22 protein-coding genes are annotated in these 25,275 nt (G+C 72.6%); 18 read left to right on the forward strand and 4 right to left on the reverse strand.

Translation table 11 applies throughout. The features are described 5' to 3' along the window. Positions 1–58 precede the first annotated feature (58 nt). From ABGB11_RS06635 to ABGB11_RS06645, 3 genes are read left to right on the forward strand one after another with little or no spacing between them, the layout of a single operon-like run. Complete coding sequence (locus ABGB11_RS06635) at positions 59–1,879, forward strand: DEDD exonuclease domain-containing protein (protein ID WP_347629870.1); 1,821 nt, start codon at positions 59–61, stop codon at positions 1,877–1,879. A gap of 4 nt (positions 1,880–1,883) precedes the next feature. Further along, entirely contained in the window at positions 1,884–2,633 is a 750-nt protein-coding gene (locus ABGB11_RS06640) for a rhomboid family intramembrane serine protease (protein WP_347629872.1), read from the forward strand. Positions 2,634–2,686: 53 nt separating this feature from the next. Continuing rightward, a complete protein-coding gene (locus ABGB11_RS06645) occupies positions 2,687–2,974 on the forward strand; it encodes an Lrp/AsnC ligand binding domain-containing protein (protein ID WP_021597607.1) in 288 nt (95 codons plus the stop codon). A gap of 19 nt (positions 2,975–2,993) precedes the next feature. Here ABGB11_RS06645 and ABGB11_RS06650 read toward each other — a convergent pair whose 3' ends face one another. Continuing rightward, positions 2,994–3,689, reverse strand: coding sequence for a hypothetical protein (locus ABGB11_RS06650; protein WP_347629875.1), 696 nt, complete (start codon positions 3,687–3,689; stop codon positions 2,994–2,996). Between the two features lie 15 nt (positions 3,690–3,704). Then, positions 3,705–4,421: an FCD domain-containing protein gene (locus ABGB11_RS06655; protein ID WP_347629877.1), complete on the reverse strand. Its 717-nt coding sequence runs from the start codon at positions 4,419–4,421 to the stop codon at positions 3,705–3,707. Between the two features lie 78 nt (positions 4,422–4,499). Here ABGB11_RS06655 and ABGB11_RS06660 point away from each other — a divergent pair, with 78 nt between their 5' ends. Genes ABGB11_RS06660 through ABGB11_RS06675 form a run of 4 tightly spaced genes read left to right on the forward strand, consistent with a single transcriptional unit; the run spans position 4,500 to position 8,511 of the window. Next, on the forward strand, positions 4,500–5,537 hold the full coding sequence (locus ABGB11_RS06660; protein ID WP_347629879.1) for an ABC transporter ATP-binding protein: 1,038 nt from the start codon (positions 4,500–4,502) through the stop codon (positions 5,535–5,537). A gap of 45 nt (positions 5,538–5,582) precedes the next feature. After that, entirely contained in the window at positions 5,583–6,791 is a 1,209-nt protein-coding gene (locus ABGB11_RS06665; protein ID WP_347629881.1) for an ABC transporter substrate-binding protein, read from the forward strand. After that, on the forward strand, positions 6,788–7,702 hold the full coding sequence (locus ABGB11_RS06670; RefSeq protein WP_347629883.1) for an ABC transporter permease: 915 nt from the start codon (positions 6,788–6,790) through the stop codon (positions 7,700–7,702). The genes ABGB11_RS06665 and ABGB11_RS06670 overlap by 4 nt, the downstream gene beginning before the upstream one ends. Continuing rightward, positions 7,702–8,511 carry an ABC transporter permease gene (locus ABGB11_RS06675; RefSeq protein WP_347629885.1) on the forward strand — a complete coding sequence of 270 codons (810 nt, stop codon included), beginning with the start codon at positions 7,702–7,704 and terminating at the stop codon, positions 8,509–8,511. Before ABGB11_RS06670 ends, ABGB11_RS06675 begins: the two co-directional genes overlap by 1 nt. Before the next feature lie 43 nt (positions 8,512–8,554). On the opposite strand, the gene trpD is transcribed toward ABGB11_RS06675, so the two are convergent. Beyond that, complete coding sequence (gene trpD, locus ABGB11_RS06680) at positions 8,555–9,604, reverse strand: anthranilate phosphoribosyltransferase (protein ID WP_347629887.1); 1,050 nt, start codon at positions 9,602–9,604, stop codon at positions 8,555–8,557. 56 nt (positions 9,605–9,660) lie between these two features. Continuing rightward, entirely contained in the window at positions 9,661–10,083 is a 423-nt protein-coding gene (locus ABGB11_RS06685) for a hypothetical protein (RefSeq protein ID WP_347629889.1), read from the reverse strand. Between the two features lie 92 nt (positions 10,084–10,175). Here ABGB11_RS06685 and ABGB11_RS06690 point away from each other — a divergent pair, with 92 nt between their 5' ends. From ABGB11_RS06690 to ABGB11_RS06740, 11 genes are all read left to right on the forward strand, one after another. Then, a complete protein-coding gene (locus tag ABGB11_RS06690) occupies positions 10,176–10,832 on the forward strand; it encodes a heme-copper oxidase subunit III (protein ID WP_347629891.1) in 657 nt (218 codons plus the stop codon). 40 nt (positions 10,833–10,872) lie between these two features. Further along, positions 10,873–11,784 (forward strand): c-type cytochrome, encoded by a 912-nt coding sequence (locus tag ABGB11_RS06695; protein WP_347629893.1) that lies wholly within the window; start codon positions 10,873–10,875, stop codon positions 11,782–11,784. Then, a complete protein-coding gene (locus ABGB11_RS06700; RefSeq protein WP_347629895.1) occupies positions 11,781–12,899 on the forward strand; it encodes a Rieske 2Fe-2S domain-containing protein in 1,119 nt (372 codons plus the stop codon). Before ABGB11_RS06695 ends, ABGB11_RS06700 begins: the two co-directional genes overlap by 4 nt. Further along, positions 12,896–14,530 carry a ubiquinol-cytochrome c reductase cytochrome b subunit gene (locus tag ABGB11_RS06705; protein WP_347629897.1) on the forward strand — a complete coding sequence of 545 codons (1,635 nt, stop codon included), beginning with the start codon at positions 12,896–12,898 and terminating at the stop codon, positions 14,528–14,530. The genes ABGB11_RS06700 and ABGB11_RS06705 overlap by 4 nt, the downstream gene beginning before the upstream one ends. A gap of 62 nt (positions 14,531–14,592) precedes the next feature. Next, positions 14,593–15,717 carry a glycosyltransferase family 4 protein gene (locus ABGB11_RS06710; RefSeq protein WP_347629899.1) on the forward strand — a complete coding sequence of 375 codons (1,125 nt, stop codon included), beginning with the start codon at positions 14,593–14,595 and terminating at the stop codon, positions 15,715–15,717. Between the two features lie 808 nt (positions 15,718–16,525). Further along, positions 16,526–18,055, forward strand: coding sequence for a penicillin-binding transpeptidase domain-containing protein (locus ABGB11_RS06715; RefSeq protein ID WP_347629901.1), 1,530 nt, complete (start codon positions 16,526–16,528; stop codon positions 18,053–18,055). Positions 18,056–18,526: 471 nt separating this feature from the next. Continuing rightward, positions 18,527–20,488, forward strand: a complete 1,962-nt coding sequence (locus ABGB11_RS06720) for a peptidoglycan DD-metalloendopeptidase family protein (RefSeq protein ID WP_347629903.1) — start codon at positions 18,527–18,529, stop codon at positions 20,486–20,488. 16 nt (positions 20,489–20,504) lie between these two features. Continuing rightward, a complete protein-coding gene (locus ABGB11_RS06725; protein ID WP_347629905.1) occupies positions 20,505–21,494 on the forward strand; it encodes a hypothetical protein in 990 nt (329 codons plus the stop codon). Further along, positions 21,491–23,002, forward strand: a complete 1,512-nt coding sequence (locus ABGB11_RS06730) for a ferredoxin (protein ID WP_347629907.1) — start codon at positions 21,491–21,493, stop codon at positions 23,000–23,002. Before ABGB11_RS06725 ends, ABGB11_RS06730 begins: the two co-directional genes overlap by 4 nt. 128 nt (positions 23,003–23,130) lie before the next feature. Further along, complete coding sequence (locus ABGB11_RS06735; protein ID WP_347629909.1) at positions 23,131–23,763, forward strand: DUF4142 domain-containing protein; 633 nt, start codon at positions 23,131–23,133, stop codon at positions 23,761–23,763. Positions 23,764–23,793: 30 nt separating this feature from the next. Further along, a complete protein-coding gene (locus tag ABGB11_RS06740) occupies positions 23,794–25,233 on the forward strand; it encodes a DUF1996 domain-containing protein (RefSeq protein WP_347629911.1) in 1,440 nt (479 codons plus the stop codon). Positions 25,234–25,275: the final 42 nt, after the last annotated feature.

Here is a 25,275-nt window from a genome sequence, read left to right on the forward strand (position 1 = left end):
CGCACCTCAACCCTAGCGGCACGAGGTTCTGTCGGTGGGGTCCTCTACGGTCGCGCTCATGACGGCTGCGCACGGCGTTCAGGGGGCCGGTGTACAGGGCACCCTGGACGACCTCGGCACCCCGCTGCACGAGGTCACCTTTGTCGTGGTCGACCTGGAGACCACCGGCGGCTCGGCCGCCGACTCGGCCATCACCGAGATCGGCGCGGTCAAGGTGCGCGGCGGGGAGGAGCTCGGCGAGCTCGGCACGCTGGTCGACCCGGGCGGGCCCGTCCCGCCGTTCATCACCGCGCTGACCGGCATCACCACGGCGATGGTGACGGCCGCCCCGCCGATCGAGTCGGTGCTGCCGGCCTTCCTGGAGTTCGCGCGCGGCTGCGTGCTCGTCGCGCACAACGCCTCGTTCGACATCGGGTTCCTCAAGGCCGCCTGCGCCGCGCACGGCTACGCCTGGCCCGCGTTCCCCGTCGTCGACACGGTCGACCTGGCGCGGCGCGTGCTGTCGCGCGACGAGGTGCCCAACTGCAAGCTCGGCACGCTGGCCCGCTTCTTCCGGACGTCCAACGAGCCGACGCACCGCGCCCTCGCCGACGCCCGCGCCACCGTGGAGGTGCTGCACGGCCTCATCGAGCGGATCGGCTCGTTCGGCGTCACCTCGCTGGAGGAGATGCGCGGCTTCGCGAAGGCCCCCACGCCGGAGCAGCGTCGCAAGCGCCACCTCGCCGACAACGTCCCGTCAGCCCCGGGCGTCTACCTGTTCGAGGACCACGCCGGCGAGGTCCTCTACGTCGGCAAGAGCGGCGACCTGCGCTCGCGGGTGCGCAGCTACTTCACCGGGTCCGAGACGCGGTGGCGGGTCCGCGAGATGGTCGGGCTCGCCGAGAACGTCCGCACGATCGAGTGCGCCACCGGGCTGGAGGCCGAGGTCCGCGAGCTGCGGCTCATCGCCGAGCACAAGCCGCGCTACAACCGCCGCTCCAAGTTCCCCGAGCGGGCGATCTGGCTCAAGCTGACCGTGGAGCCGTTCCCCAGGCTGTCCATCGTCCGCGAGTGCCGCGCCGACGGCGCCCGCTACCTCGGGCCGATCTCCTCGCGCCGGCAGGCCGAGGAGGCCCGCGCGGCGCTGCACGAGGCCGTCCCGCTGCGGCAGTGCACGCAGCGGCTGACGCCCCGGCTGATCGAGCGCGGCAAAGCCGGGGCGGCGGGGACGCGCGCGTGCGCGCTCGCCGAGATCGGGCGCTGCGGCGCGCCGTGCGACGGCCGCGAGTCCGCCGACGCCTACGCCGTCCACGCCGCGACCGCCCGCGCGATCATGGAGGGCGACGTGCGTCCCGTGGTGGCCGCCGCGCGGGTCCGCATCGACCGGCTCGCGTCCGAGCTGCGCTACGAGGAGGCCGCCGCCCAGCGCGACCGGCTCGCCACGTTCGTCCGCGCCGCCGCGCGCGGGCAGCGGCTCGCCGCGCTCGCCCGGCTCCCCGAGCTGGTCGCGGCCCGCCCCGCCTTCGACGGCGGGTGGGAGCTGTCGGTCGTGCGGTACGGCCGGCTCGCCGCGGCGGGGACCGTCCCGCCGCACGCCCGCCCCCGCCCCTACGTCGACGCGCTCATCGCGACCGCCGAGACGGTGTTCCCGCCGTCGGGCGAGGCGCCCGGCGGCGTCGCGCTCGGCGCGCCGCCGTCGGCGGGCGCCACCGCCGAGGAGATGGAGTGCGTGCTGCGCTGGCTCGACCTGCCCGGCGTCCGTCTGGTCGAGGTCGATGGGCCGTGGACGTGCCCCGTGCACGGCGCCGAGGGGCTGCGCGAGTGGATCGACCGGGCCTACGACACCGGCTACGAGCGGAGGGACACGTCCCGTCGCGGGGCCGGCCGCCCACTAAGGTGACGACGTGGCACTGCCTCTGTACGACAGCCAGCCGGCCCGGCGCGTCCCGTGGGTGACGTACCTGCTGATCGCGGTCAATGTGGTCGTCTTCCTGCTCACGCCGATGTCCAACTTCGCCGCCTGGTACGGCGGGGGCACCGTCCGCGAGTGCAGGGCGACGCACTTCACCTTCGAGTACGGCGCCGTGCCGAAGGAGCTGACCACCGGCGACAAGCAGCCCCTGCCGTCGGAGGTCGTGCAGGAATGCGGGCCCGCGTCCTACGACAAGGCGCCCTGGACGGCGGCGTTCACCTCGATGTTCCTGCACTCCGGCGCGCTGCACCTGCTGGGCAACCTGGTGTTCCTGTTCGTCGTGGGCATGGGCGTCGAGGACCGGCTCGGGCGATGGCGCTTCCTGCTCAGCTACCTGCTGTTCGGGCTCGTCGCCGTCTACGGGTTCGCGTGGACCTCGCCCGGCTCCACCGTCCCGCTGATCGGCGCGTCCGGCGCGATCGCCGGGGTGATGGGCGCCTACGTGATCCTCAACCCGCGGGGGCGCGTCGTCAGCTGGGTGCCGCCGATCATCTTCATCCGGCTGCCGGTGTGGGTGGTGCTCGGGTACTGGTTCGTCCTGCAGTGGCTGTCGCTGGGCGACGAGGAGAGCAACGTCGCCTACACCGCGCACATCTACGGGTTCGTGGCCGGCCTGGTGTTCGCGCTCCTCGCCCGCCGCGCCGGCCCGGCCCGCCGCCTGGCCGCGCTCAGCCGCGGCTGACCGGCGGCGCGCCCCCGGTAGGGTCGGAGGGTCCGATCTCCAGGGAGGGTGCAGTGGTCACTGCGATCGTGTTCGTCAAGGCCGACGTCGCGCGCATCCACGAGGTGGCCGAGACGATCGCCGCGCTGGACGGCGTCAGCGAGGTCTACTCCATCACCGGCGACCACGACCTCATGGCGATGGTCCGGGTGCGCCGCCACGAGGAGCTGAACGACATCATCCCGGGCCGGCTGAACAAGGTACCCGGCATCGTCGGCACCGAGACGCACGTCGCGTTCCGCACCTACTCCCAGCACGACCTGGAGCAGGCCTTCTCCCTCGGCCTGCCCGACGCCGACTAGCCGGCGCCGCGCCGCCGGCTCACCGCCCGATCACGAGTCCGACGCCGTCGGCGCTGCACGGGCGGGCCGCGTAGCCGGGGCTCTCCCGGTAGACGGCTCCGGGCGGCCAGCTCGCGGTGTTGGACGCCATCACGCGGCCGGGGGCGTTGACGACGAACGCGGGCGCGGGGATCTCGCGCAGCGCGGGGACGACCTCGTTCTCGAACGTCCGGGCGAACACGTCGGCCGCGGCGACGCCGACGAACGCGCCCGCGACGTGCACGGGCGCCGACAGGGTGAGGACGTACTCGTCGCTGCACAGGTAGTCGACGTAGGGGCCGCAGACGGTCCGCTCGGCGCCGCTCTCCGGGCCGGTGAACCACTCCCACTCGGTGTAGTCGTACAGGGCGTTGCTCTCGGGGTTCAGGTCGCGCAGCAGCTGCGAGGGGTCGCCCGAGGGGCCGGTCTGCCACCACTCCAGGTACCAGGCGGCGTCGGCGAGCAGATGGGGCGAGGCGATGAAGCCGAGGCCGCAGATGAGCAGCCCGAGGTGCGCGGCCAGCAGCGGGCGCAGCTCGGCGAGGTCGGCGCGGACGGGGGCGCGGCCGGTGCGCCGGACGTCCTCCAGGCAGCGGGCCGTCGCGTCGCGCACGTGGGTCACGGTCTCGAAGACGCCGTCCAGGGTCGCGCGGACGTGTGCCGCCGCCGCGCCGATCGCCGGTGGCTCGGCGGGCATGGGTCCCCCTCGGGGTCAGAGTGCGAGCCGTCGTTCAATCAGACGTTCTACCGCATTCAAGACGTGACTTTCAGCTACATCGCGGGCACGGGCCTCGTCGGCGCCCTCGATGGCGGCCACGAGGCCGGCGTGGTCGGCGTCGACGCGGCCGCGCAGGTCCGGCAGGTCGTGCACGGCCCAGACCAGCGGCCCGATCTCGGCCTGCAGCCGGATCTCCTCGCGGGTGAGCCGGCCCGACTGGGACGCGGCCGCGATCTCCAGGTGCAGCCGGCCGTCCAGCCGGCACATGCCGTCGCCGGACCCGGTGCCCGCCATCTCGTCCAGGGTGCGGCGCAGCCGCCGGACGTCGCCGGGCAGCGAGCGGGCGGCGGCCAGGCGGGCGGCGGCCCCGGCGATCGCGGCGTAGTGGTCGCCGAGGTCGCGGAGCTCTTCAGCGCTGAGCGAACGCAGCCTCTCCGCGAGGTCGAAGGGCCTGGCAGGGGCCTGGACGAAGCTGCCGCCGCCCCGCCCCCGGCGCGTCTCGATGAGCCCCTGCTGACGCAAGGCCATCAGTGCTTCGCGTAGTGTGACCGTTGATACACCGAGATAGGCCGCTAGGTCGGTCTCGCTCGGCAGCTGCTCGCCGTCCCCGAGCAGGCCGAGCCCGATCGCGTCGGTGAGCCGCCGTACGACCGCGTGCACCCGTGCGGTGTTGTCGACGGGAGCGAACACGACAAGGTGCGCGCCGTCCATGGGCCCCCTCCCGGTATTCACACAGTGATACCGGAACATCACTTGAACTTAAACCTATGACTCCATATGTTTTCCGACATGCCGGCTTCAGCGGTGAGGATCCGCGATCTGCGCAAGACCTTCGGTGCCGTCGAGGCGGTGGCGGGCGTCGACCTCGACATCGGGGACGGCGAGTTCTTCTCGATGCTCGGCCCGTCGGGGTCGGGGAAGACGACCGTGCTACGGCTCATCGCGGGTTTCGAGCGGCCCACCGCCGGGACGATCGAGCTCGGCGGAGCGGACGTGACGGGGCTCGCCCCGTTCGACCGCGACGTCAACACCGTGTTCCAGGACTACGCGCTCTTCCCGCACCTGGACGTGCTCCGCAACGTCGAGTACGGCCTCAAGGTGCGGCGGGTGCCGAAGGCCAGGCGCCGTGAACGGGCGCTGGAGGCGCTGCACAGCGTCCGGCTCGGCGGCATGGGGTCGCGCCGTCCCGCCGAGCTGTCGGGCGGCCAGCGCCAGCGGGTCGCGCTCGCCCGCGCGCTGGTGAACGAGCCGAAGGTGCTGCTTCTGGACGAGCCGCTCGGCGCGCTCGACCTGAAGCTGCGCGAGGAGATGCAGGTCGAGCTGAAGAGCATCCAGCGGCGGGCCGGCATCACGTTCGTGTTCGTCACCCACGACCAGGAGGAGGCGCTGACCCTCAGCGACCGTGTCGCGGTCCTCGACCGCGGCCGGATCCAGCAGGTCGGCACCCCCGCCGAGGTCTACGAGCGTCCCGCCACCGAGTTCGTGGCGGGCTTCGTCGGGACGTCCAACCGCATCGGCGACGTCTGCGTCCGGCCGGAGAAGATCCACGTCGGCCTCGCGGACGGCGGGCCGGAGCTGCCGGGCGGGCCGGGCACGGGGGACCGGGAGGCGTTCGGCACCGTCGCCGAGGTCGTCTACGCGGGCGCCGTGACCCGGTTCGTCATCGACCTGGAGTCGGGGGACCGGGTCACGGCGCTCCAGCAGAACCTGCGCACCTCCTCCATGGACGTGATGGGCCACCGCGGCGCGCGCGTCCGCGTCGGCTGGCATGAGGCGCACGAGTTCCACGTGTCGGGCGCCGGCACCGTGCCGGCGCCCGCTTCCTGATTCACCTGCAAGAACCTCCAAATCCCCCCAAATAAGGAGTTCCCCATGTGGTCCACGCGCATGGCGCTCGCCGCCGCGGCGACGCTGGCGATCGGACTGACGGCCGCCGCCTGCGGCGGCGACTCGGGCGACAAGGCGAGCGGTTCCGGGCAGGGCGGCTTCACCGTCCCCAAGGTCCCGATGCAGCAGTCGCTCGGCGAGGGTGAGGGCCAGGTCAACCTGGTCGCCTGGGCCGGCTACGCCGAGGACGGCTCGAACGACCCGAAGGTGGACTGGGTCACCCCGTTCGAGAAGCAGACCGGCTGCAAGGTCAACACCAAGGTCGCCGGGACGTCCGACGAGATGGTGACGCTGATGAAGACCGGCCAGTACGACGCGGTCTCCGCCTCCGGCGACGCCTCCCTGCGGCTGATCGCCTCCGGCACGGTCGCGCCCGTGAACACCAAGCTCGTCCCGAACTACGCCGACGTCTTCGCGGGTCTGAAGATGAAGCCGTGGAACTCGGTCAACGGCGTCTCCTACGGCATCCCGCATGGCCGGGGCGCCAACCTGCTGATGTGGCGCACGGACAAGGTCAAGACCGCGCCCGACTCGTGGGGCGCGGTGTTCGACGCGAACTCCCCGTACAAGGGCAAGGTCACCGCGTACGACTCGCCCATCTACATCGCCGACGCCGCCCTCTACCTGATGGCGACCAAGCCCGAGCTCGGCATCAAGAACCCGTACGCGCTCGACCAGAAGCAGTTCGACGCGGCCGTCGCGCTGCTGAAGACCCAGAAGGGGCTGATCGGGGAGTACTGGTCGGACTACACCAAGGAGGTCCAGGCGTTCAAGAGCGGCGACTCCGTCCTCGGGACGACGTGGCAGGTCATCGCCAACCTCGCCGAGGCCGAGAAGGCGCCGGTCAAGGTGACGCTGCCCAAGGAGGGCTCCACCGGCTGGTCGGACACCTGGATGGTCGGCGCGAAGGCCGAGCACCCCAACTGCGCCTACAAGTGGCTGGACTGGATCGTCTCGCCGAAGGTGAACGCGCAGGTCGCCGAGTGGTTCGGTGAGGCGCCGGCCAACGCCAAGGCCTGCGGGGAGACCGCGGCCAAGGACCACTGCAAGATCTTCCACGCCACCGACGAGACCTACTTCTCCAAGGTGCACTTCTGGACGACGCCGATCGCGCAGTGCCTCGACGGGCGCAAGAACGTCACGTGCGTCGACTACTCCAAGTGGACCCAGGCGTGGACCACGATCAAGGGATGACCGCCACCGCCCGCAAGGGCGGTGCGGACGGCCGCCCGGCGCCGGCACTCCGGCGCCGGGCGGCGGCCCTGCTGCACCGCCGGCCGCGGCTGCGGCTGTCGCTGCTGCTGTCGGCGCCGCTCGCCTGGCTGGTCGTCGTCTACCTCGGCGCCCTCGCCGCGATCTTCCTGACCGCGTTCTGGTCGACCGACGTCTTCACCGGCGAGGTCGTCCGGCAGTTCACCCTCGCCAACTTCCAGACCCTCCTGGACGAGCCGGTCTACCGGACGGTCGCGCTGCGCAGCCTCGGCGTCGCGGTCGCCGTGACCGCCATCGACGCCGTGATCGGCTTCCCGATGGCGCTGTACATGGCCAAGGTCGCCAAGCCGCGGCACCGCCCCTACCTGATGATCGCGATCCTGGCCCCGCTGTGGGCCGCCTACCTCGTGAAGGCCTACGCGTGGCGGGTGATGCTGTCGCAGGGCGGCCTCGTCGACGAGGTGCTCGGGCCGTTCGGGCTCTCCAGCCCCGGATACGGCCTCCCGGCGACCGTGCTCGTCCTGTCCTACCTCTGGCTGCCGTACATGATCCTGCCCGTCTACACGGGCCTGGAGCGGCTGCCGGACTCGCTGCTGGACGCGTCCGGCGACCTCGGCGCCCGGCCGCTGCGCACGTTCCGGTCCGTCATGCTGCCGCTGGTCTTCCCGTCGCTGGTGGCCGGGTCGATCTTCACGTTCTCGCTGTCGCTCGGCGACTACATCACCGTGAAGATCGTCGGCGGCCGGAGCCAGCTGCTCGGCAACGTCGTCTACGACAACATCGGCGCCGCCAACAACCTGCCGTTCGCCGCCGCGGTCGCCACGATCCCGGTGGTGGTGATGCTCGGCTACCTCGCCGCGGCCCGCCGCACCGGCGCGCTCAGGGAGCTGTGATGATCTTCTCGCCGGCCGCGCGCGCCGCGCTGCGCGCCCTGATGGCCCTCGGTCTCGCCGTCATCTACGTGCCGCTGCTGGTCGTGCTGATCAACTCCGTCAACGCCGACCGGACGTTCGGCTGGCCGCCCACCGGGATCACCGGGCGCTGGTGGTCGCAGGCGCTGGACAACGAGGGCGCCCGGCAGGCCGTCCTCACCAGCGTCAAGGCCGGGCTCGGCGCGACGGCCATCGCCCTCGTCCTCGGCACGATGGCGGCGTTCGCGGTGTCGCGCTACCGGTTCTTCGGGCGCGAGACGGTGTCGCTGGTGGTCGTCCTGCCGATCGCGTTGCCCGGCATCGTCACCGGCATCGCGCTGAGCAACGCCTTCCAGGTCGTGCTCCAGCCGCTCGGCATCGGCCTCGGCCTGTTCACCGTCATCGTCGGGCACGCGACGTTCTGCGTCGTGACCATCTACAACAACGTGCTCGCGCGGCTGCGGCGGACCGGCACCAGCCTGGAGGAGGCGTCCGCCGACCTCGGCGCCGACACGTTCCAGACGTTCCGGTACGTGACGCTCCCGGCGCTGCGCTCGGCGATGCTCGCCGGCGGCCTGCTGTCGTTCGCGCTGTCCTTCGACGAGATCATCGTGACCACGTTCACCGCCGGGCCGGGCGCGCAGACCCTGCCGATCTGGATCTTCAGCAACCTGTTCCGCCCGAACCAGGCGCCGGTCGTCAACGTCCTGGCGGCGGCCCTGATCGTGCTCTCGGTCGTCCCGATCTACATCGCCCAGCGCCTGTCATCAGGAGCCCGCGGCGTCGCGTGATCTCCCCAGGGGGCGACCCCCTGGTCAGTGGCTGGGGTCGGAGTCAGGGGCGGAGGCTCTGGCTGGCGTCGACCCAGCGGTCCAGGAGGGTGCCGGCGGAGCCGGAGTCGACCGCGGCGGCGGCGCGCTCGCAGGAGCCGCGCAGCCGCGCGGTCAGCTCGTCCGGGGCCGGCGTGCCGTCGTAGGCGGTGATGAGGGCGGCGGCGTTCAGCAGGACCATGTCGCGGACGGGCCCCGGCCGCCCGGCGAACGTCTCGCGCGCCACCCGCCCGTTGAAGGCCGCGTCGGCGCCGCGCAGGTCCTCCGGCTTCGCCGGCGGGATGCCGAGGTCGGCCGGGTCGAACGTCGTCTCCGTGGCCGTCCCGTCGCGGACGACCCACACCGTCGAGGTGCCGGTCGTGGTCAGCTCGTCCAGCCCGTCGTCGCCGCGGAACACCAGGGACGAGCAGCCGCGCGCCGCGAACACGCCCGCCATCACGCCCGCCATCCGCGGGTGGAACACCCCGACGGCCTGGGAGCCGGGACGCGCCGGGTTCGTCAGCGGCCCGAGGAAGTTGAAGACCGTGGGCGTGCCGAGCTCGCTGCGGGTGCGCGAGGCGTACTTGAGCGCCGGGTGGTACAGCGGCGCGAAGCAGAAGGTGATGCCGACCTCCTCGGCGACCCGCGCGGTGGCCTCCGGAGGCAGGTCGATGGCGACGCCGAGGTGCTCCAGCAGGTCGGCGGCGCCGCACGAGGACGACGCGGCCCGGTTGCCGTGCTTGACGACCCGGACGCCCGCCGCCGCCGCGACCACCGCGGCCATCGTGGAGACGTTGACGGTGTGGGCGCGGTCGCCGCCCGTCCCGACGAGGTCGGCGATCGGCCCCGGCACGGCGATGCGGGTGGCGTTGTCCATCATGCCCTCGGCGAGGCCGGTGACCTCCTCCACCGTCTCGCCCTTGGCGCGCAGCGCGACCGCGAAGCCCGCGATCTGCGCGTCGGTGGCCTCCCCGGCCATGATGCTGTTCATGGCCCAGGAGGTCTCCTCGCTGGACAGCGATTCGCCCGACACGAGGGCGGTGAGCAGTGCGGGCCAGGTGGTGCGCGCGTCCATGGGTCCCTACCGGGTCGGGCGGATCGTCCGGGTTGGCTGCTGCCGAGGGCCTGCGGCTACAGGGCCGGGAGGCGGTTCTCCAGGCGCCGGCGCATCAGGCCGGCCACCGCGTTCGCGAGGGCCATCGGGTCGATGGGCAGGCTCACGACCGCGTCCGCCCGGGACCAGGTGGCGAGCCAGCCGTCGTCGCGGCGGCCGATGATCGCGAGGACGGGCGGGCAGTCGTACACCTCGTCCTTGGCCTGCCGGCACACGCCGAGGCCGCCCGCGGGCTGCGCCTCGCCGTCCACGACCAGCACGTCGATGCCGCCGCGGTCGAGCCGCTCGACCACGGCCGGCTGCGTCGCGCACTCCTCGAACTCGACCTTCGGGAGGTCGGCGGCGGGGCGGCGGCCGACCGCCATCCGGATCTGTGCGCGGGTGTTCGCGTCGTCGCTGTAGACGAGGACCCTCATCGGGGTCTCCGGGGCGCTGCTCATGGACGTGAGGGTACCGGGTCGGGCGCCCGCGGACACGCGCGGGGAACTCTAGGAGGGGGGTCATGCGTCACTCACGGGATGGGGGCGCAATAATGCTGCCCGTGACAGCATCCGCGATAGAGACAACACCTCACGCACGGGCGAACCGTCCCAATCTGGTCAGCGTGGGGACGATCGTTTGGCTGTCGTCCGAGCTGATGTTCTTCGCGGCGCTGTTCGCGATGTTCTTCACGATCCGCTCTGTGACGATCGGCCAGTCCGGCCACGACGCGTGGCCGGGCGCCCCGCTGGACCTGCCGCTGTCCGCCGTCAACACGACCATCCTGGTGCTGTCCTCGGTGACCTGCCAGATGGGCGTGTTCAAGGCCGAGGCCGGAAAGGTCGGCCGCGACGGCGCGCTGCTGAACTGGAGGCGCTGGGGACTGCGGGAGTGGTATGTGCTCTCGTTCCTCATGGGCGCCTACTTCGTCGCAGGGCAGGGGTTCGAGTACTACAACCTGGTCGTCCACGACGGCCTGACCTTCTCGTCCTCGGCCTACGGCTCGGTCTTCTACCTGGCCACCGGGTTCCACGGCCTGCACGTCATCGGCGGCCTCGTCGCCTTCCTGTTCCTCCTCGGGCGCACCTACGCCGCCAAGAGGTGGACGCACGAGCAGGCGACGAGCGCGATCGTCGTCTCCTACTACTGGCACTTCGTCGACGTGGTGTGGATCGGCCTGTTCTCGGTCGTTTACCTGCTCGACCTCTGACCCACCCGACCGACACGACATGACCCGAACGGGGATTTCCGTGAAAAGGATCACCGCATGGCGACGGCGCCCGTGGGCGGGCTACGCCGTCGTGCTGGCGGCCCTGGCGGCGATCGGCGTGATCTACGCCGGCTTCTCGCCGAATACCGACCGCGCCGAGGCGCAGGGCGCCGCCCAGGCGGCGCAGGACTTGAAGCACGGCCAGGAGCTGTTCAACAAGAACTGCGCGAGCTGCCACGGGCTGAACGGTGAGGGCACCAAGGACGCCAAGGGCAACCCGGTCGCCCCCAGCCTCATCGGCGTGGGCGCCGCGGCCGTCGACTTCCAGGTCAGCACGGGCCGCATGCCCGCGGCGAACCCTGGCGCGCAGATTCCGCGCAAGGAGCCGGTCCCCGCCTTCAACACCTCGATCAAGACCGACTACGAGGACCCGAAGGAGCGGGCGGAGGCCGAGCGGCAGAAGGCGGAGGCGGAGAAGAACCTCGCCGACCTGCGCGCCTACGTCGCCTCGCTCGGCGGCGGCCCCGAGGTCCCCCCGGCGTCGGCCGTCGACCCCGAGACCGGCGACGTCGCGCTCGGCGGGAAGCTGTTCCGCACCAACTGCGCCCAGTGCCACAACTTCACCGGCCAGGGCGGCGCCCTGACCGGCGGCAAGTACGCACCCCCGCTGTCCGGGGACGACGTCACGCCCACCCAGATGTACGAGGCCATGCTGACCGGCCCGCAGGCGATGCCGGTGTTCAACGACACCACGCTCACGCCGAAGGACAAGCAGGCGATCATCGCCTACCTGGTCCAGACGCGCGAGGAGCCGAACCCGGGCGGCAACGGCCTCGGCCGGATCGGCCCGGTGAGCGAGGGCCTGGCCGGGTGGCTGGTCGGGATCGGCCTGCTGGTCCTGGCGGCCATGTGGATCACCGCGAAGAAGCCGAAGAAGCTGAAGAAGTCATGAGCGACGACAACAAGGACACCGCGGGCCGCCCCGGCTCCGGCGAGGAGGACGGCGGCCGGCGCGAACGCGTGATCGGCACGCCGTCCCCGGCGAGGGAGAAGGCGCTCCTCGCCGAGGACGACATCTCGGCGCCCGCGGGCGTGGGGGAGCAGCTCGACGAGGAGTCGGCCAAGCGCGCCGAGCGGATCGTCGCGACGCTCTTCCTGATCGCGTTCGCCGCGAGCGTGGCGTTCATCGCCTACTTCATCGGCTGGAGCGGCCGCGACGGCGGCATGCACGGCGTGGTGCGCGCCCGCGAGTCCAACTTCTGGCTCGGCGGGACGATGGCCCTGTCGTTCCTCGCGATGGCGATCGGCGTCACCATCTGGGTGCGCCGGCTGATGACCAGCAAGCCCATCGTCCAGGAGCGGCACGAGATGGCCGCCGACGAGGAGACCAGGGCCGGCTTCACCGAGGACTTCCTGGAGGGCGCCGAGGACAGCGGCATCACCAAGCGGCCGCTGCTGCGCCGCACGCTGCTGCTCGCCGCCGCGCCGCTCGGGCTGGCCCCGCTGGTGCTGCTGCGCGACCTCGGCCCGCTGCCGGAGAAGCGGCTCCGCCACACCTTCTGGGGCGAGGCCGTCAAGAAGGCGCAGGCGGAGGGCAAGAAGGGCGTCCGCCTGGTGGTGGACGGCACCAACAGGCCGCTGCGGGTCAGCGACTTCTCCACGCCCGGCAGCATGATCACCGTGCTGCCGGAGGGGATCGAGCACGACGTTCCCGAGGAGCAGGTGCTGACGCAGAACGCCAAGGCCGTCACGATCCTGATCAACGTCCCGCAGGAGCAGTTCAAGCCGGCCAAGGGCCGGGAGAACTGGCACATCAACGGGATCGTCGCCTACTCCAAGGTGTGCACGCACGTCGGCTGCCCCGCGGCCCTGTACGAGCAGACCACGCACCACATCCTGTGCCCGTGCCACCAGTCCACGTTCGACGCCACCGACGCGGCGAAGGTCATCTTCGGCCCGGCCGCCCGGCCGCTGCCGCAGCTGCCGCTGGCCGTCGAGGACGGGTACATCGTCGCGACGAGCGACTACCACGAACCGGTCGGCCCGAGCTTCTGGGAGCGCGGATGAGCGAGGCGACAGCTCCGAAGGCGGTCGAGGCTCCGCTGACGTTCCTCGACGACCGCCTCGGCTCCACCACCTTCTTCAAGCGGAACATGAAGAAGGTCTTTCCGGACCACTGGTCCTTCATGCTGGGCGAGATCGCCCTGTACTCCTTCATCATCCTGCTGCTGACCGGAACGTTCCTGACGTTCTGGTTCAAGCCGAGCATGATGGAGGTCGTGTACGACGGCTCGTACACGAAGCTCCAGGGCGTGAAGATGTCGGAGGCCTACGCCTCGACGCTGCACATCAGCTTCGACGTGCGCGGCGGCCTGCTGATGCGGCAGATCCACCACTGGGCCGCGATCCTGTTCATGGCGTCGATCCTGGCGCACATGCTGCGGGTGTTCTTCACCGGCGCCTACCGCAAGCCGCGCGAGCTGAACTGGCTGATCGGCATCGGCATGTTCACGCTCGGCATGCTGGAGGGCCTGTTCGGGTACTCGCTGCCCGACGACCTGCTCTCCGGTACCGGGCTGCGCATCACGCAGGGCGTGGCCGAGTCGATCCCGGTCGTCGGCACCTACATCTACATGTTCCTGTTCGGCGGCGAGTTCCCCGGCCAGGACATCGTGCCCCGCCTGTACGTGCTGCACATCCTGCTGATCCCGGGGCTGATCCTCGGCATGGTCACCGCGCACATGATGATCATGTGGGTGCAGAAGCACACGGCGATGCCGGTGAAGAACCAGACCGAGCAGCAGGTGTACGGCTACCCGTTCTACCCGGTCTTCATGGCCAAGACGGGCGCCTACTTCCTGTTCACGTTCGGCGTCCTGGCGCTGCTCGGCGCGTTCGCCCAGATCAACCCGATCTGGCTGTTCGGCCCGTACGACCCCGGCGCGATCTCCTCGGGCTCCCAGCCCGACTGGTACATGGGCGTCCTCGAAGGGGCGCTGCGCATCATGCCGAACTGGGAGATCACCGCCTGGGGCCACACGCTGAGCCTCAACGTGCTGATCCCGGCGCTGGTGCCGCTCGGCATCGTGTTCGGCGGCGCGGCGGCCTGGCCGTTCGTCGAGCAGTGGGTGACCGGCGACAAGCGGCACCACCACGTCAACACCCGGCCGCGCAACGCCCCGGTCCGCACGGCGACCGGCATGGCGGCGGTCACCTTCTACGGCCTGCTGTGGCTCGCCGGCGCGAACGACGTCCTCGCGGAGAGGTTCCACGTCTCGCTGTTCGCGACGACGTGGTTCTTCCGGGTGGTGTTCTTCGTCGGGCCGTTCCTGGCGTTCGTCATCACCAAGCGCATCTGCCTGGGACTGCAGCGCAAGGACGCGGACGCCATCGGGCACGGCGTGGAGAGCGGCGTGATCATGATGTCGCCGGACGGCAGGTTCTCCGAGCGGCACGAGGCGCCGCGCGAGGAGGAGAAGGTCGTCATCCTCTCCAAGGAGAACACCCGGCCGGAGGCCCCGGCGCGCGACGCCGCCGGGATCCCGGCGCCCGGCGCCAAGGGCCCGCTCGGGCACCTGCGCTCGCGGCTCAACCGCGCCTGGACCTTCGACGACGTTCCGGTCGAGGAGCACGGGAACGGCCACGAGGAGCACAGGGAGATCGAGAGCGGCGCGACGTCGCACGAGATCAGGCACTGACGACCGGCGAGGGCCCGTCACCGCACCGGCGGTGGCGGGCCCTTCCGTATGCTGGCCGGACCATGACCCGGACGCTGATCGTCACCAACGACTTCCCGCCCCGCCCCGGCGGCATCCAGGCGTTCGTGCACGGCCTCGCCGTGCGCCGCCCGCCCGGTTCGGTGGTCGTCTACGCCCCCGCCTGGAAGGGCGCCGCGGAGTTCGACGCGGCGCAGCCGTTCCCGGTCGTCCGGCACCCGGGCTCCCTGATGCTGCCGGAGCCGGGGGTGCTGCGCCGGGCGGCGGACGTGCTGCGCGCGGAGCGCTGCGACGCGGTCGTGTTCGGCGCGGCGGCGCCGCTGGGCCTCCTGGCCCCGGCCCTGCGCCGCCGCGGCGCGGACCGCCTCGTCGGCATCACCCACGGCCACGAGGCGGCCTGGGCGACGCTGCCAGTGGCGCGGACCGTGCTCGGGCGCATCGGAGACAACCTGGACGTCCTGACCTACCTGGGCGAGTACACGAGGTCCCGGATGGCGCGCGTCCTGCCGCAGGACGCGGTGGCGCGGATGGCGCGCCTCGCCCCCGGCGTGGACGAGAAGCTCTTCCACCCGGGCGCCGGCGGTGCGGACGTCCGCGCCCGGCACGGCCTGGCCGACCGCCCGACAGTGGTCTGCGTGTCCCGCCTGGTGCCGCGCAAAGGCCAGGACGCCCTGATCCACGCGTGGCCGCACATCCTCCGCGAGGTACCGGACGCCGCACTCCTTCTCGTGGGCGGCGGCCCGTACCGCCGCGACCTGGAACGCCTGGCGGAGTCCCTCGACGTGTCACGCTCGGTCGTCTTCACCGGAGGCGTGCCCTGGGAGGAGTTGCCGGCGCACTTCGACGCGGGCGACGTCTTCGCGATGCCGTGCCGCACCCGCCGCCGCGGCCTCGACGTCGAGGGCCTCGGCATCGTCTACCTGGAGGCGTCGGCGACCGGCCTGCCGGTGGTGGCGGGCGACTCGGGCGGCGCCCCCGACGCCGTCCTGGACGGCGAAACGGGAATGGTCGTCGACGGCCGCTCCGTCCGGCACATCGCCGAATCCGTGTCGGCCCTGCTCACCAACCCCGACCACGCCCGCGCAATGGGCGAAAAGGGCCGCGCGTGGGTCGAACGCGAATGGCGCTGGGAGATCCAGGCGAGCCGCCTGGAAGAACTGCTCACGTGAATTCACCGGCTCCGGGACAAGGACCCGCCCCCGCGCCGTAGGCAGGTCCCCGCCCCGAAACCGGCGGTCAATAGGGCCGGAACTAACGCACCGACCGGTACGGTCCGTCCGCGACTACATCAGCCGATATAGCAACCACGCGACGACCTCAATGGTCGCGATCGCGTCCGAAGGCAGGGTCGAGCGGAGCGAGACCCTGATCGCGCAGCGAGCCGCAAGGCGAGTCGGAGCGATGCAGCGATCGCACGCGTTGGTTTGGGTTGGGGCGCCCCAGGCGCCCCAACCCAAACCAACGCCGGAGACACAGCCCCGCCCCCGGAGACCGGTTCCACGCGGACGCCCCTGCCGAGGTGGGGCGAGTGTGATGCGCCGCCGAGCGGCCCGGCGCCCCTGTGGGGGAGAACCTGGAGATGGGCGCGCCGCGTGGGCCGGCCGGGTCGGATCGTGTCCGTGTGGTCGGGAGCGCGGGGCACGGCCCCGGCATCCGGCACCGCTGGGGCTCGGCCCTCGACGGTGCCCGACCGGGGACGCGCGGGAGGCCTGTCCGGCCCCCTGGGCTGATCCCTTGTCGCGGTGATCGTGTCATCGGGGCCACCTCCTGCCGCTGCTGCGTCCTCGGTCGTTGACGTTGTCGACGTTAGGGCCCGTCCGGCGGGACGGCACCCCCCTTTAGGCGCGTTTAAGGGGCGGATCATCCATCGCTAAGCCGCCTTCCGGTTCCGGCCAGGGAAACCGGCAAGTCGTGCATGTACGGAGCAATCGGACGCTGAAAGGATCGACCTCCGGGTGGGCGGGTGGAGGAGGACGCATGCGCTCGCGGGGTCTCGTGGTGCTGGCGGGGGTGCTGGCGGTCGTGCTGGTGGCGGGCCTGACGGCCGGCCGGCTGCTGCGGCGGAGCAGGAACGCCACCGCGGCGGAGGTGGCCGCCGCCTACTTCGGCGCCTGGCGGGACGGCGACCTGGAAGACATGCGCGAGCTCGTGGCCGGCCCGCCGGCCGACTTCGCCGCGCAGCACCGGGCGCTGTCCCGCGGGCTGCGGGTCAACGGGATCGCGCTGGAGCCGCGCCCCGTCGTCGCGTCCGGGCGGGACGCGGCGACGGCGGAGTTCACGGTGACGCGCTCGCTGGCCGACCACGGCGACTGGTCGTTCCGGTCGGTGCTGCGACTCGGCCGGGTGGGCGGCCGGTGGCGGGTGCTGTGGTCGCCGTCCACGCTCTACCCGGGGCTGAAGGGGAAGGGGGCGTGGTCGCTCGGCCAGGTGCGCGTCGCCGCCGCCAGGCCGGCCGCGCGGGACGGCGGAGCGCTGCCCGAGGACGGCCTGCTCGCCCCCTACCTCGCGGAGATCATCGCGAACCTGGACGAGGACGCGGACCAGACCGGGTGGGCCGTTGAGCTGCGCGACGGTAACAGGCCGCTGCGGCTGGTGAAGGTGTTCGGCGTGAAGAAGACCCGGACCGTCCGGACCACCCTGGACCGGTCGCTGCAGGCGGCGGCGGAGAAGGCGGTCGCCGCCGCGTCCGGCCAGGCCGCGATCGTGGCGGTCCGGCCGTCCAGCGGGGAGATCCTCGCGGTCGCGGACGAACTGGGCGGGCTCGGCGCGTTCACCGGTCTCTACCCGCCCGGCTCGACGTTCAAGGTCGTCACCGCGGGCGCGCTCGTCGCGGACGGGGCGGGTGCCGGTACCGGCGCCGACTGCCCCGCCTCGGTGGTCACCGCGCAGCGCACGATCCGCAACGACGACGACCACGCGCTCGGGCGCACGACACTGCGCGGCGCCCTCGCCGCGTCCTGCAACACGACGTTCGCCCGGCTCGCCGTGGAGCGTCTCGGTGCGGCGAAGCTGGCGGCGAGCGCCCGCCGCTTCGGGTTCGGCGCCCCGATCGCCCCGGGCGTCGGGGCCGCGCGGGGCGGCTTCCCGGATCCGCGGAGCGGCGCGGAACTGGCCGAGGCGGCGATCGGGCAGGGCCGCGTCCAGGCCAGCCCGCTGCTGATGGCGACGGTGGCCGCCGCCGTGGCGGACGGTTCCCGGCGTGCGCCGAGGATCCTGCCGGAGAAACTGATCGGCGAGGGCGGGGGAGAACGGCCGCGCCCGGTGCCCGGGACGCCCGCGCTCCGCGCGATGATGCGGGCGGTCGTCATCGAGGGCACCGCGGCGTCTGCCGGGCTGCCGGACGCGGTGGCGGGCAAGACCGGGACCGCCGAGTTCGGCGGCGGGAGTCACGCCTGGTTCATCGGTTACCGGGCCGGCGTCGCGTTCGCGGTCTTCGTCTCGGCCGGAGGCTCGGGCCCGAAGGTGGCGGCCCCGCTCGCCGCCCGCTTCCTGAAGGCGGCCGGCTGACCGGGTGCGGCCCCGGCGAGATCTTCTCTCGCCCCCCACCTGGCGGGTGGAGGAGGCGGCGTCCGATGTGCCCGGACGCCGTGGACCGTTCCGGGATTGATTTGAGCGCGATCGCGATGTCGCAGGTAGTCGCGCATTTCTCCGCAGGAATGGCGGCCGTGCAATCCATTGCCCGGGCGCGTGAACGTCCCGTGCCTTCGGCGCGTACAGCAGTGCAGAGCAGAACCGCCGCGCAGAAGGAATCGCAGAAATTTGGCGGCAACGGTCATCCGAGTGGCTCCTGGGGCGTATGCTCCCGGAGTGATCGGGCGGGTTCGAGAGAATCCGTCCAGGGATCGCGGTGGGAGCGAGCGGGCTCCGGCACCGTGATCCCGGCAATGTCTCAAGCGGGACCCGCCGCCGGGCGCAAGCCCGGCGGTGCGGAGCCGAAACGGCGTTCGCGAGCTCTCCGTCTCCTCCACAGGAGAGGGCATGGCGCGACGCGATTACGGGCATGCGTCCCGGAGCTCTACGCATGCTTCACCGTGGGCGGAGACGCCCGCGCGCCCGTCCGCGAGGCGGGAGCCCAAGCAGGGGCTCCTGTCCGAGGACCCCCAGTGGCCCGAAGGGTCCTGGTGGTCGGAGCAGCCGGACTGGTCCGAGCGGGGACGCAAGGCGTCCCGGCGCGAATCGAAACGGCGTGAACCGAAGCGGCGCGGGGGCAGGTCTCGCGCGCCGCGGTCCAGCGAGCGCGACGAGCGTCCGCGGGAGCGTGCGCGGTGGCCTGAGCCGCCCGCACAGCGCGACGACGCGCGCACGGACCGGTTCGGCGCGCGCAACGGGCAGGCGGCAGGTGCCGAGCCGTTCGGCGAGCGGAACCGGCGGCCCGCCCCGCGCCCGGAACGGCCGGACCCCCGGCGGGAGCGGCCTGCTCCCCGGGCGGAGCGGTCCGACCTCCGGGCCGGGCGTTCCGACGCGCGCACGGAGCAGTTCGACGCGCGTACGAAGGGCTTCGACGCGCGCACCGAGGGATTCGGCGGCCGGGCGGGGCGGCCCGAGCGCGACCGGTCCCGTGAGTTCCCCCAGCGCGGCGGGCGGGCCCGCAGGCCCGAGCGGCCGCGCGCCCAGCGCCGCCCGGACCGGCGGTCCGATCTGCGGCAGCCGGCGCGCCCGGAGCCGCGGCGCCGCCCGTCGACGCCGCGTCCCGGCCCGAAGGCCACGCCGCGCCGCGGCCGGCGGCCCACCGACCGGCTGAGCATCGGCGCGATCGTGCTGTCCACCGCCGTCGGGCTGTCCCTGCTCGGCATCGCCGAGCGGGCCCTGCTGGACGGCGGCCCCCTCGGCGGCTCGTCCGGAGCCGTGGGCTCGCAGCGCCAGATCAAGCCGCCGAAGCAGGGCGGCTCGGGCGGCGCCGCCCAGCCGCAGCAGCCGGCCCCGCAGCAGCCGGGCGGCGGCGGTGCGGCCGCCCCGCCGGCGGGACCCGACCTCAAGGTGCTCGCCGCCGAGGTCCGGAAGCTGACCCTGGCGCAGCGGGGCGCCGCCGCGCGGCAGGCCTACGGCGCCGCGCCGACGGCCGCGCCGCTCGTGGACGCCATCCGGACCACCGCCGACAAGACGTGGGTGCTCGGCACGAGCGCGATCCCCGTCCCGGCGTCCAGCACCGCCAACCCCGAGGTCGCCTTCTACGCCGCCCACTGGACCGGCAAGGAGTGGCAGGTCGGGCTGTCGGGCGGCGGCCGGGCGTTCGGCGGGCTGCTCGGCGCCGCCCCCGCGAAGCTCATGTCGCCGTCGGAGGCGCGGCTGCTGAACAAGTACGGGGCGCTCACCGCGACCCAGGCCACCACCCTCGTCAACGGAACGCGCGCCGGCGACAGGCTGATGCTGCCGTGGAAGGTCGGCGACGCCTGGTCGATGACGACGGCGGAGGGCTCGGCCCGCCCGCTGGGGGCGGTGGCGTTCTCGGGCGGCGACGGGCGGGTCGTCGCGGCCGGCACCGGCCGCCTCTACCGGTTCTGCTCCAGCAAGGCCGGCGCGCTGGTCATGGTGATCCACCCGAGCGGCCTCGCGACCACCTACTACCACCTGCGGAACGTGCCCCGGCTGCGCGACGGCAGCGTCGTCAAGCGGGGCGACGCGCTCGGCAGCACCGGCACCGGCCGGCCCTGCGGCGGCGCGGAGGCGCCCCGTGCCCAGGTCGGGTTCGGGCTGCGCCGCGGCGCCGAGGCGGTCCCGCTGGCCGGCGCCGTGATCGGCGGCTGGACGTTCCAGGAGCGGGCGAACCCGCTGCTCGGCTTCGCCGAACGCGGCGTCCTGCAGGTGCTCACCGGGGGCCTGCTGGCCAACCTCGGCCCGGTCCCCGCCGCGGACGACTCTCCGTCGTCATCGCCGTCCCCCGGCGCGACGCCGAAGGACGGCGCCGGATCGGCCGGCGCCCCGGCGCCGGCCGCAACCTAGAAGAGGAGTCCGAGCGGTGCGAATTCGCAACAGTGATGATCCCGCGGTGCCCAGCTGGGTGCTGCGCGTGGTGCTCGCCGGTGCGGTCGTGGTCCTCGTCGGCGCGGCGACCCCGCAGGGCGCCGTCGCGGTCGCGAACGTGCAGTACTTCCTCAACTTCTACGCCGGCGTCTTCGCCCTCGTCGCCCTGACCACCGCCGTGATGAGCGGGCTGCTGGCGACCGAGCGGCTCATCCTGAAGATCCGCCACCGGGTGCTCGCGCAGGCGCTGCACCGCGCCTCCGCGGTCGTCGCGACGGCGATGCTGGTCGCGCACGTCACGGTGAAGGTGATGAACGGCCTCGCCCTTCCGGTGCAGATCGTCGTCCCGGACGGCGGCGCGGTCGGCCTCGGCACGATCGCGTTCGACCTGATGTTCCTGATCGTGATCACCGGTCTGATGCGGGCGCGGTTCGCGTTCAGGGGCAAGGCCTGGGTGTGGCGGTCGATGCACGCGCTCGCCTACATCTCGTGGCCGTTCGCGATCGTGCACGGCCTGATCACCGGCCGGGCGGCGGCGCCGTGGGTGGTGCTCAGCTACGTGATGAGCGTGGTGTTCGTCGTGCTGGCCCTGATCACCCGGATGGTCGTGGTGATCAAGCCGCGGGACGTGCACATGGCCGGCGACGAGGTCGACGCGTTCACGCGGCCCGACGGCGCCGGCCGGCGCCGCGACCGGCGCGCGATGGCGGCGCGCGAGCACGAGGAGGGGCGCGTCGCCGCGATGGCGCGCGGCCGGGCGGCCGAGGCCCGGGACGGGTTCGGCGACCCGCGCGGCCTGGACGACCCCCGCGACCTCGGCGACCCGCGCGACTACGGCGACCGCGACTTCGACCGCGACTTCGACCGCGACTTCGCCGACCCGCGCGACTACGGCTCCCGCGGGTTCGACGACCCGCGCCGGACCGTGTCCGACCCCCGCGGCATGCCCGTGACAGGGCCGGGTGACACCGAGGTCATCCGATGACCTCGACCGTCACCGTCTCGAACATCGGCGGACCCCGGCTGACGCTGGGGTTCGACCGGTTCGACCGTCTCGACCTCGACCGGCACCTGGCCGTGCACGGCAAGCTGCGCGCGCCGGTGCTGGAGGACCTGGTCCGCATGGCGGAGCAGGTCGACCTGCGCGGGCGCGGCGGCGCCGGGTTCCCGTTCGCGCGCAAGCTGATGGCGGTCGCGGCGCGGGTCAACTACCCGACCGCGGACCAGACCGCGCTGCTGCCGGGCGAGAAGGGCAACGAGCGCGGCTCCAGCGAGGACGTCGTCGTCGTGGTGAACGGCGCGGAGGGCGAGCCCGGCAGTTCCAAGGACAAGGTCCTGCTGGGCCGGGCCCCGCACCTGGTCCTCGACGGCGCCCAGATCGCCGCGAACGCGCTCGGCACCCAGCGGATCGTGCTGGCCGTGGAGAGCGACGAGGCGGCCCGGTCGGTCCGCGCCGCGATCAGCGAGCGGCGGATGCCGGCCCGGGTCGTCCGGCTGACCGAGCGGTTCATCTCCGGGGAGAGCGGCGCGGTGATCCGCGCGATCAACGGGGAGACGCCGATCCCGCCGGGTGTCAAGGTCCGCGCCTCCGACTCCGGGGTGGACGGCTTCCCGACGCTGCTGTCCAACACCGAGACGTTCGCGCAGCTGGCGGTGCTGGTCTCGCTTGGCCCCGACCTGTACGCCTCGGCCGGGACCGAGGAGGAGCCGGGTACCACCCTGCTCACGATCGGCGGGACCCAGGTCGTCGAGGCGCCGCTCGGCACGCCGCTGCGGGCCGTCCTCGACCACTGCGAGGTGCCGCCGTCCCCGGGCGTGCTCGTCGGCGGTTACCACGGGATGTGGCTGGACCCGGCCGGGGTGTCGCGGGCCGTGCTGTCGCGCTCCGGGATGCGGCGCGTCGCCGGGACGGTCGGCGCCGGCATCATCCTGCCGCTCACCCAGGGCACCTGCCCGCTCGGCGAGGTCACCCGGATCGCCTCGTACCTCGCCGCGCAGTCCGCCGGGCAGTGCGGGCCGTGCCGGCTCGGGCTGCCCGACGTCGTCCGGGCGCTGAACGCCCTCACCGAGGGGGCCGGGACGGTGGAGGACGTCCGCCGCGCCGCGAGCGTCGGCCGCGGCCGCGGCGCCTGCACCCACCCGGACGGGACGGCGAAGTTCGTCCTGTCGGCGATGGAGGCGTTCGGCGCCGAGATCGACGCGCACCGGTGGGGCGGCGGCTGCGGCCTGTCGACCTACGGCGTGCTGCCGCTCCCGGTGCCGGACGGCTCGGAGGGGCGGGTGGCGATCGACTGGAGCCGGTGCGACGGGCACGGGCTGTGCGCCTACCTCATCCCGGAGCTGATCCAGCTCGACCGCTACGGCTTCCCCGTGGTGCTCGGCACCGAGATCCCGTCGTGGATGGAGAAGGACGTGCAGAAGGCGGTGGCGATGTGCCCCGCATTGGCACTGCGCGTCATCGAGGGTGTACCCGGAGCATCATCGCGCCGGTGATTTCCGGATGTCCAGAAAATTGAAAATCCGCCGGACAACGCTGAACCTTCCGGACGGTGCGGTGCGTATCAACGGCAAAACCCGCGCCGGGTCCGTCGAGAGAGCCTCGAAAGGAGGACTGAATTCCCTTGAGGAAATCCTACGGCAGCGCTGAGAAGCGCAGGCTCCCGCGTTTCGGCGCGGGGCGCCTTCTGCTGATTCTCGCGGCCGTGGCGGCCGTTGTGGCGGCCTTCGCCGTCGTCATGAATCCGGTCGGCGTGCCCGCCAGTGGCGCGGCGAATCTGGGCGGCACCGTCAACACCCGCTGGGGGAAGCTGAGCACCCTGGACCGGCAGCTGCTGGTCAAGGTGAGGCAGGCCGGCCTGTGGGAGATTCCCGCCGGTCAGCAGGCCTCGCAGCGCGGCTCCAGCCCCCGCGTCAAGGAGGTCGGCGAGATCATCATGCGCCAGCACATGCAGCTGGACGCCGACACCCGCGCCGAGGCGCAGAAGCTCGGCGTGCTCCTTCCCAACGAGCCCAACGGCAGCCAGAAGAGCTGGCTGAGGGAGATGTCGGGAAAGTACGGCGCCGACTATGACAAGACATTCGTGTTGCGGTTGCGCGCCGCGCACGGAGCGGTCTTCACCGTCATCGCCAAGGTTCGCGCGCAGACCGAGAACAGCGAGATCCGCGCGTACGCAGAGCGGTGCCTGAAGTTCGTCAACACGCATATGTCGCTACTGGAGAGCACGGGCCTGGTACCCAGGCGTGCCCTGCACTGACCTACCACCCCGTAAAGGGAGCACTTCCAGATGGTACGAAAGCAAAAGGCCTTCGCCGCGATGATCCCGGCGCTCGCTCTGGTCGCGACGGCCTGTCAGCAGACCCCCGGCTCCGCGGCGCAGCAGCCCTACGCCCCCGCGACCACCCAGGCGGCCGGTGCCGCCTACCCCGCCCAGCCCGCCGGCGGCAAGAACGCCGGCGCCCCCAACCTGCCGGGCGACCCGCAGGACCCGCAGGGCGGGGGCCAGACCAGCGCACCCCCCGCGGGCGGCGGCCAGGGCGGCGACGGCGGCCAGACCGGCGAGCCCCCGGCGGGCGGCGGCGGTCAGGACGGCGGCCAGAACGGCGGCGGCGAGCAGGAGAGCCCGCCCCCCATGGACGGTGACCAGGGCGACGGCCAGGACGGCGGTCAGGGCGACGGCCAGAACGGCGGCCAGGGCGACGGCCAGAACGGCGGCCAGGGCGACGGCCAAGGCGATGGCCAGGGTGACGGTCAGGGCAACGGCCAGGGCGGCGAGCAGGGCGGCGGGAACGAGGCGCCGCCGAACCCCGAGCTGCGCGCGGACCAGTACGTCAGCATCCGCAAGGCGCCGCGCGTCCGGCAGCCCCGCCCGAGCCGGCAGGCCTCCACGGGCGTGTTCGCGTCCAACTGCGGCGTGAACGAGGGCCAGGCCCACAGCAACCCCGACAACGTGCTCGCGGCGCCCGGCGTGGTGAACGGTGCTCACCACATCCACGACTACGTCGGCAACCTCGACACGAACGCCTTCTCGACCGACGAGACCTTCGCCGCGGCGGGAACGACCTGCACCAACGGCGACAAGTCGGCCTACTTCTGGCCGGTGATCCGGCTCCGCGACGGCCAGGACGACTCCGACCGCGCCGAGCAGAGCACCGCGGACGGCAACATCGGCAGCATCGTCACCCCGTCCAGCGTGAAACTCCAGTACTTCGGCAACGCGCGCAGCAAGGTCGTCGCGATGCCGCGGTTCATCCGGGTCGCCACCGGTGACGCCAAGGCCGTGACGAACGGGCTGGCGAACGCCCACGCGAGCTGGACCTGCACCGGCTTCGAGAACCGGGCGTTCACCGACAAGTACCCGCTCTGCCCCGAGGGCAGCCAGGTCCTGCGCGTGCTGAACTTCCCGAGCTGCTGGGACGGGCAGAACACCGACAGCGCCAACCACCGTGACCACATCAAGTTCACGGACCCGCGCACGGGCGCCTGCCCGCAGGGCACCAAGGCGGTCCCGCAGCTGCGGATGACGCTGGCGTACGACGTGCCCGCCGAGCCGCTGAAGTTCGCGCTGGACAGCTTCCCCGAGTCGGGCCACGACCCGGTGACCGACCACGGCGACCTCATCAACGTGATGGACGAGGCGCTCATGCAGAAGGCGGTCAACGCCATCAACCGCGGCGCCGGCACCCGGTCCGGCACCAAGATCAAGCGGCCGCGCTACCGCCGCTGACCCACCGCACGAGTCCGGGACCCGGACGCGGGCCGCGCGCGC

Source organism: Actinomadura sp. B10D3 (assembly GCF_039871695.1).
In the GTDB taxonomy this organism is placed as follows: domain Bacteria; phylum Actinomycetota; class Actinomycetes; order Streptosporangiales; family Streptosporangiaceae; genus Spirillospora; species Spirillospora madurae.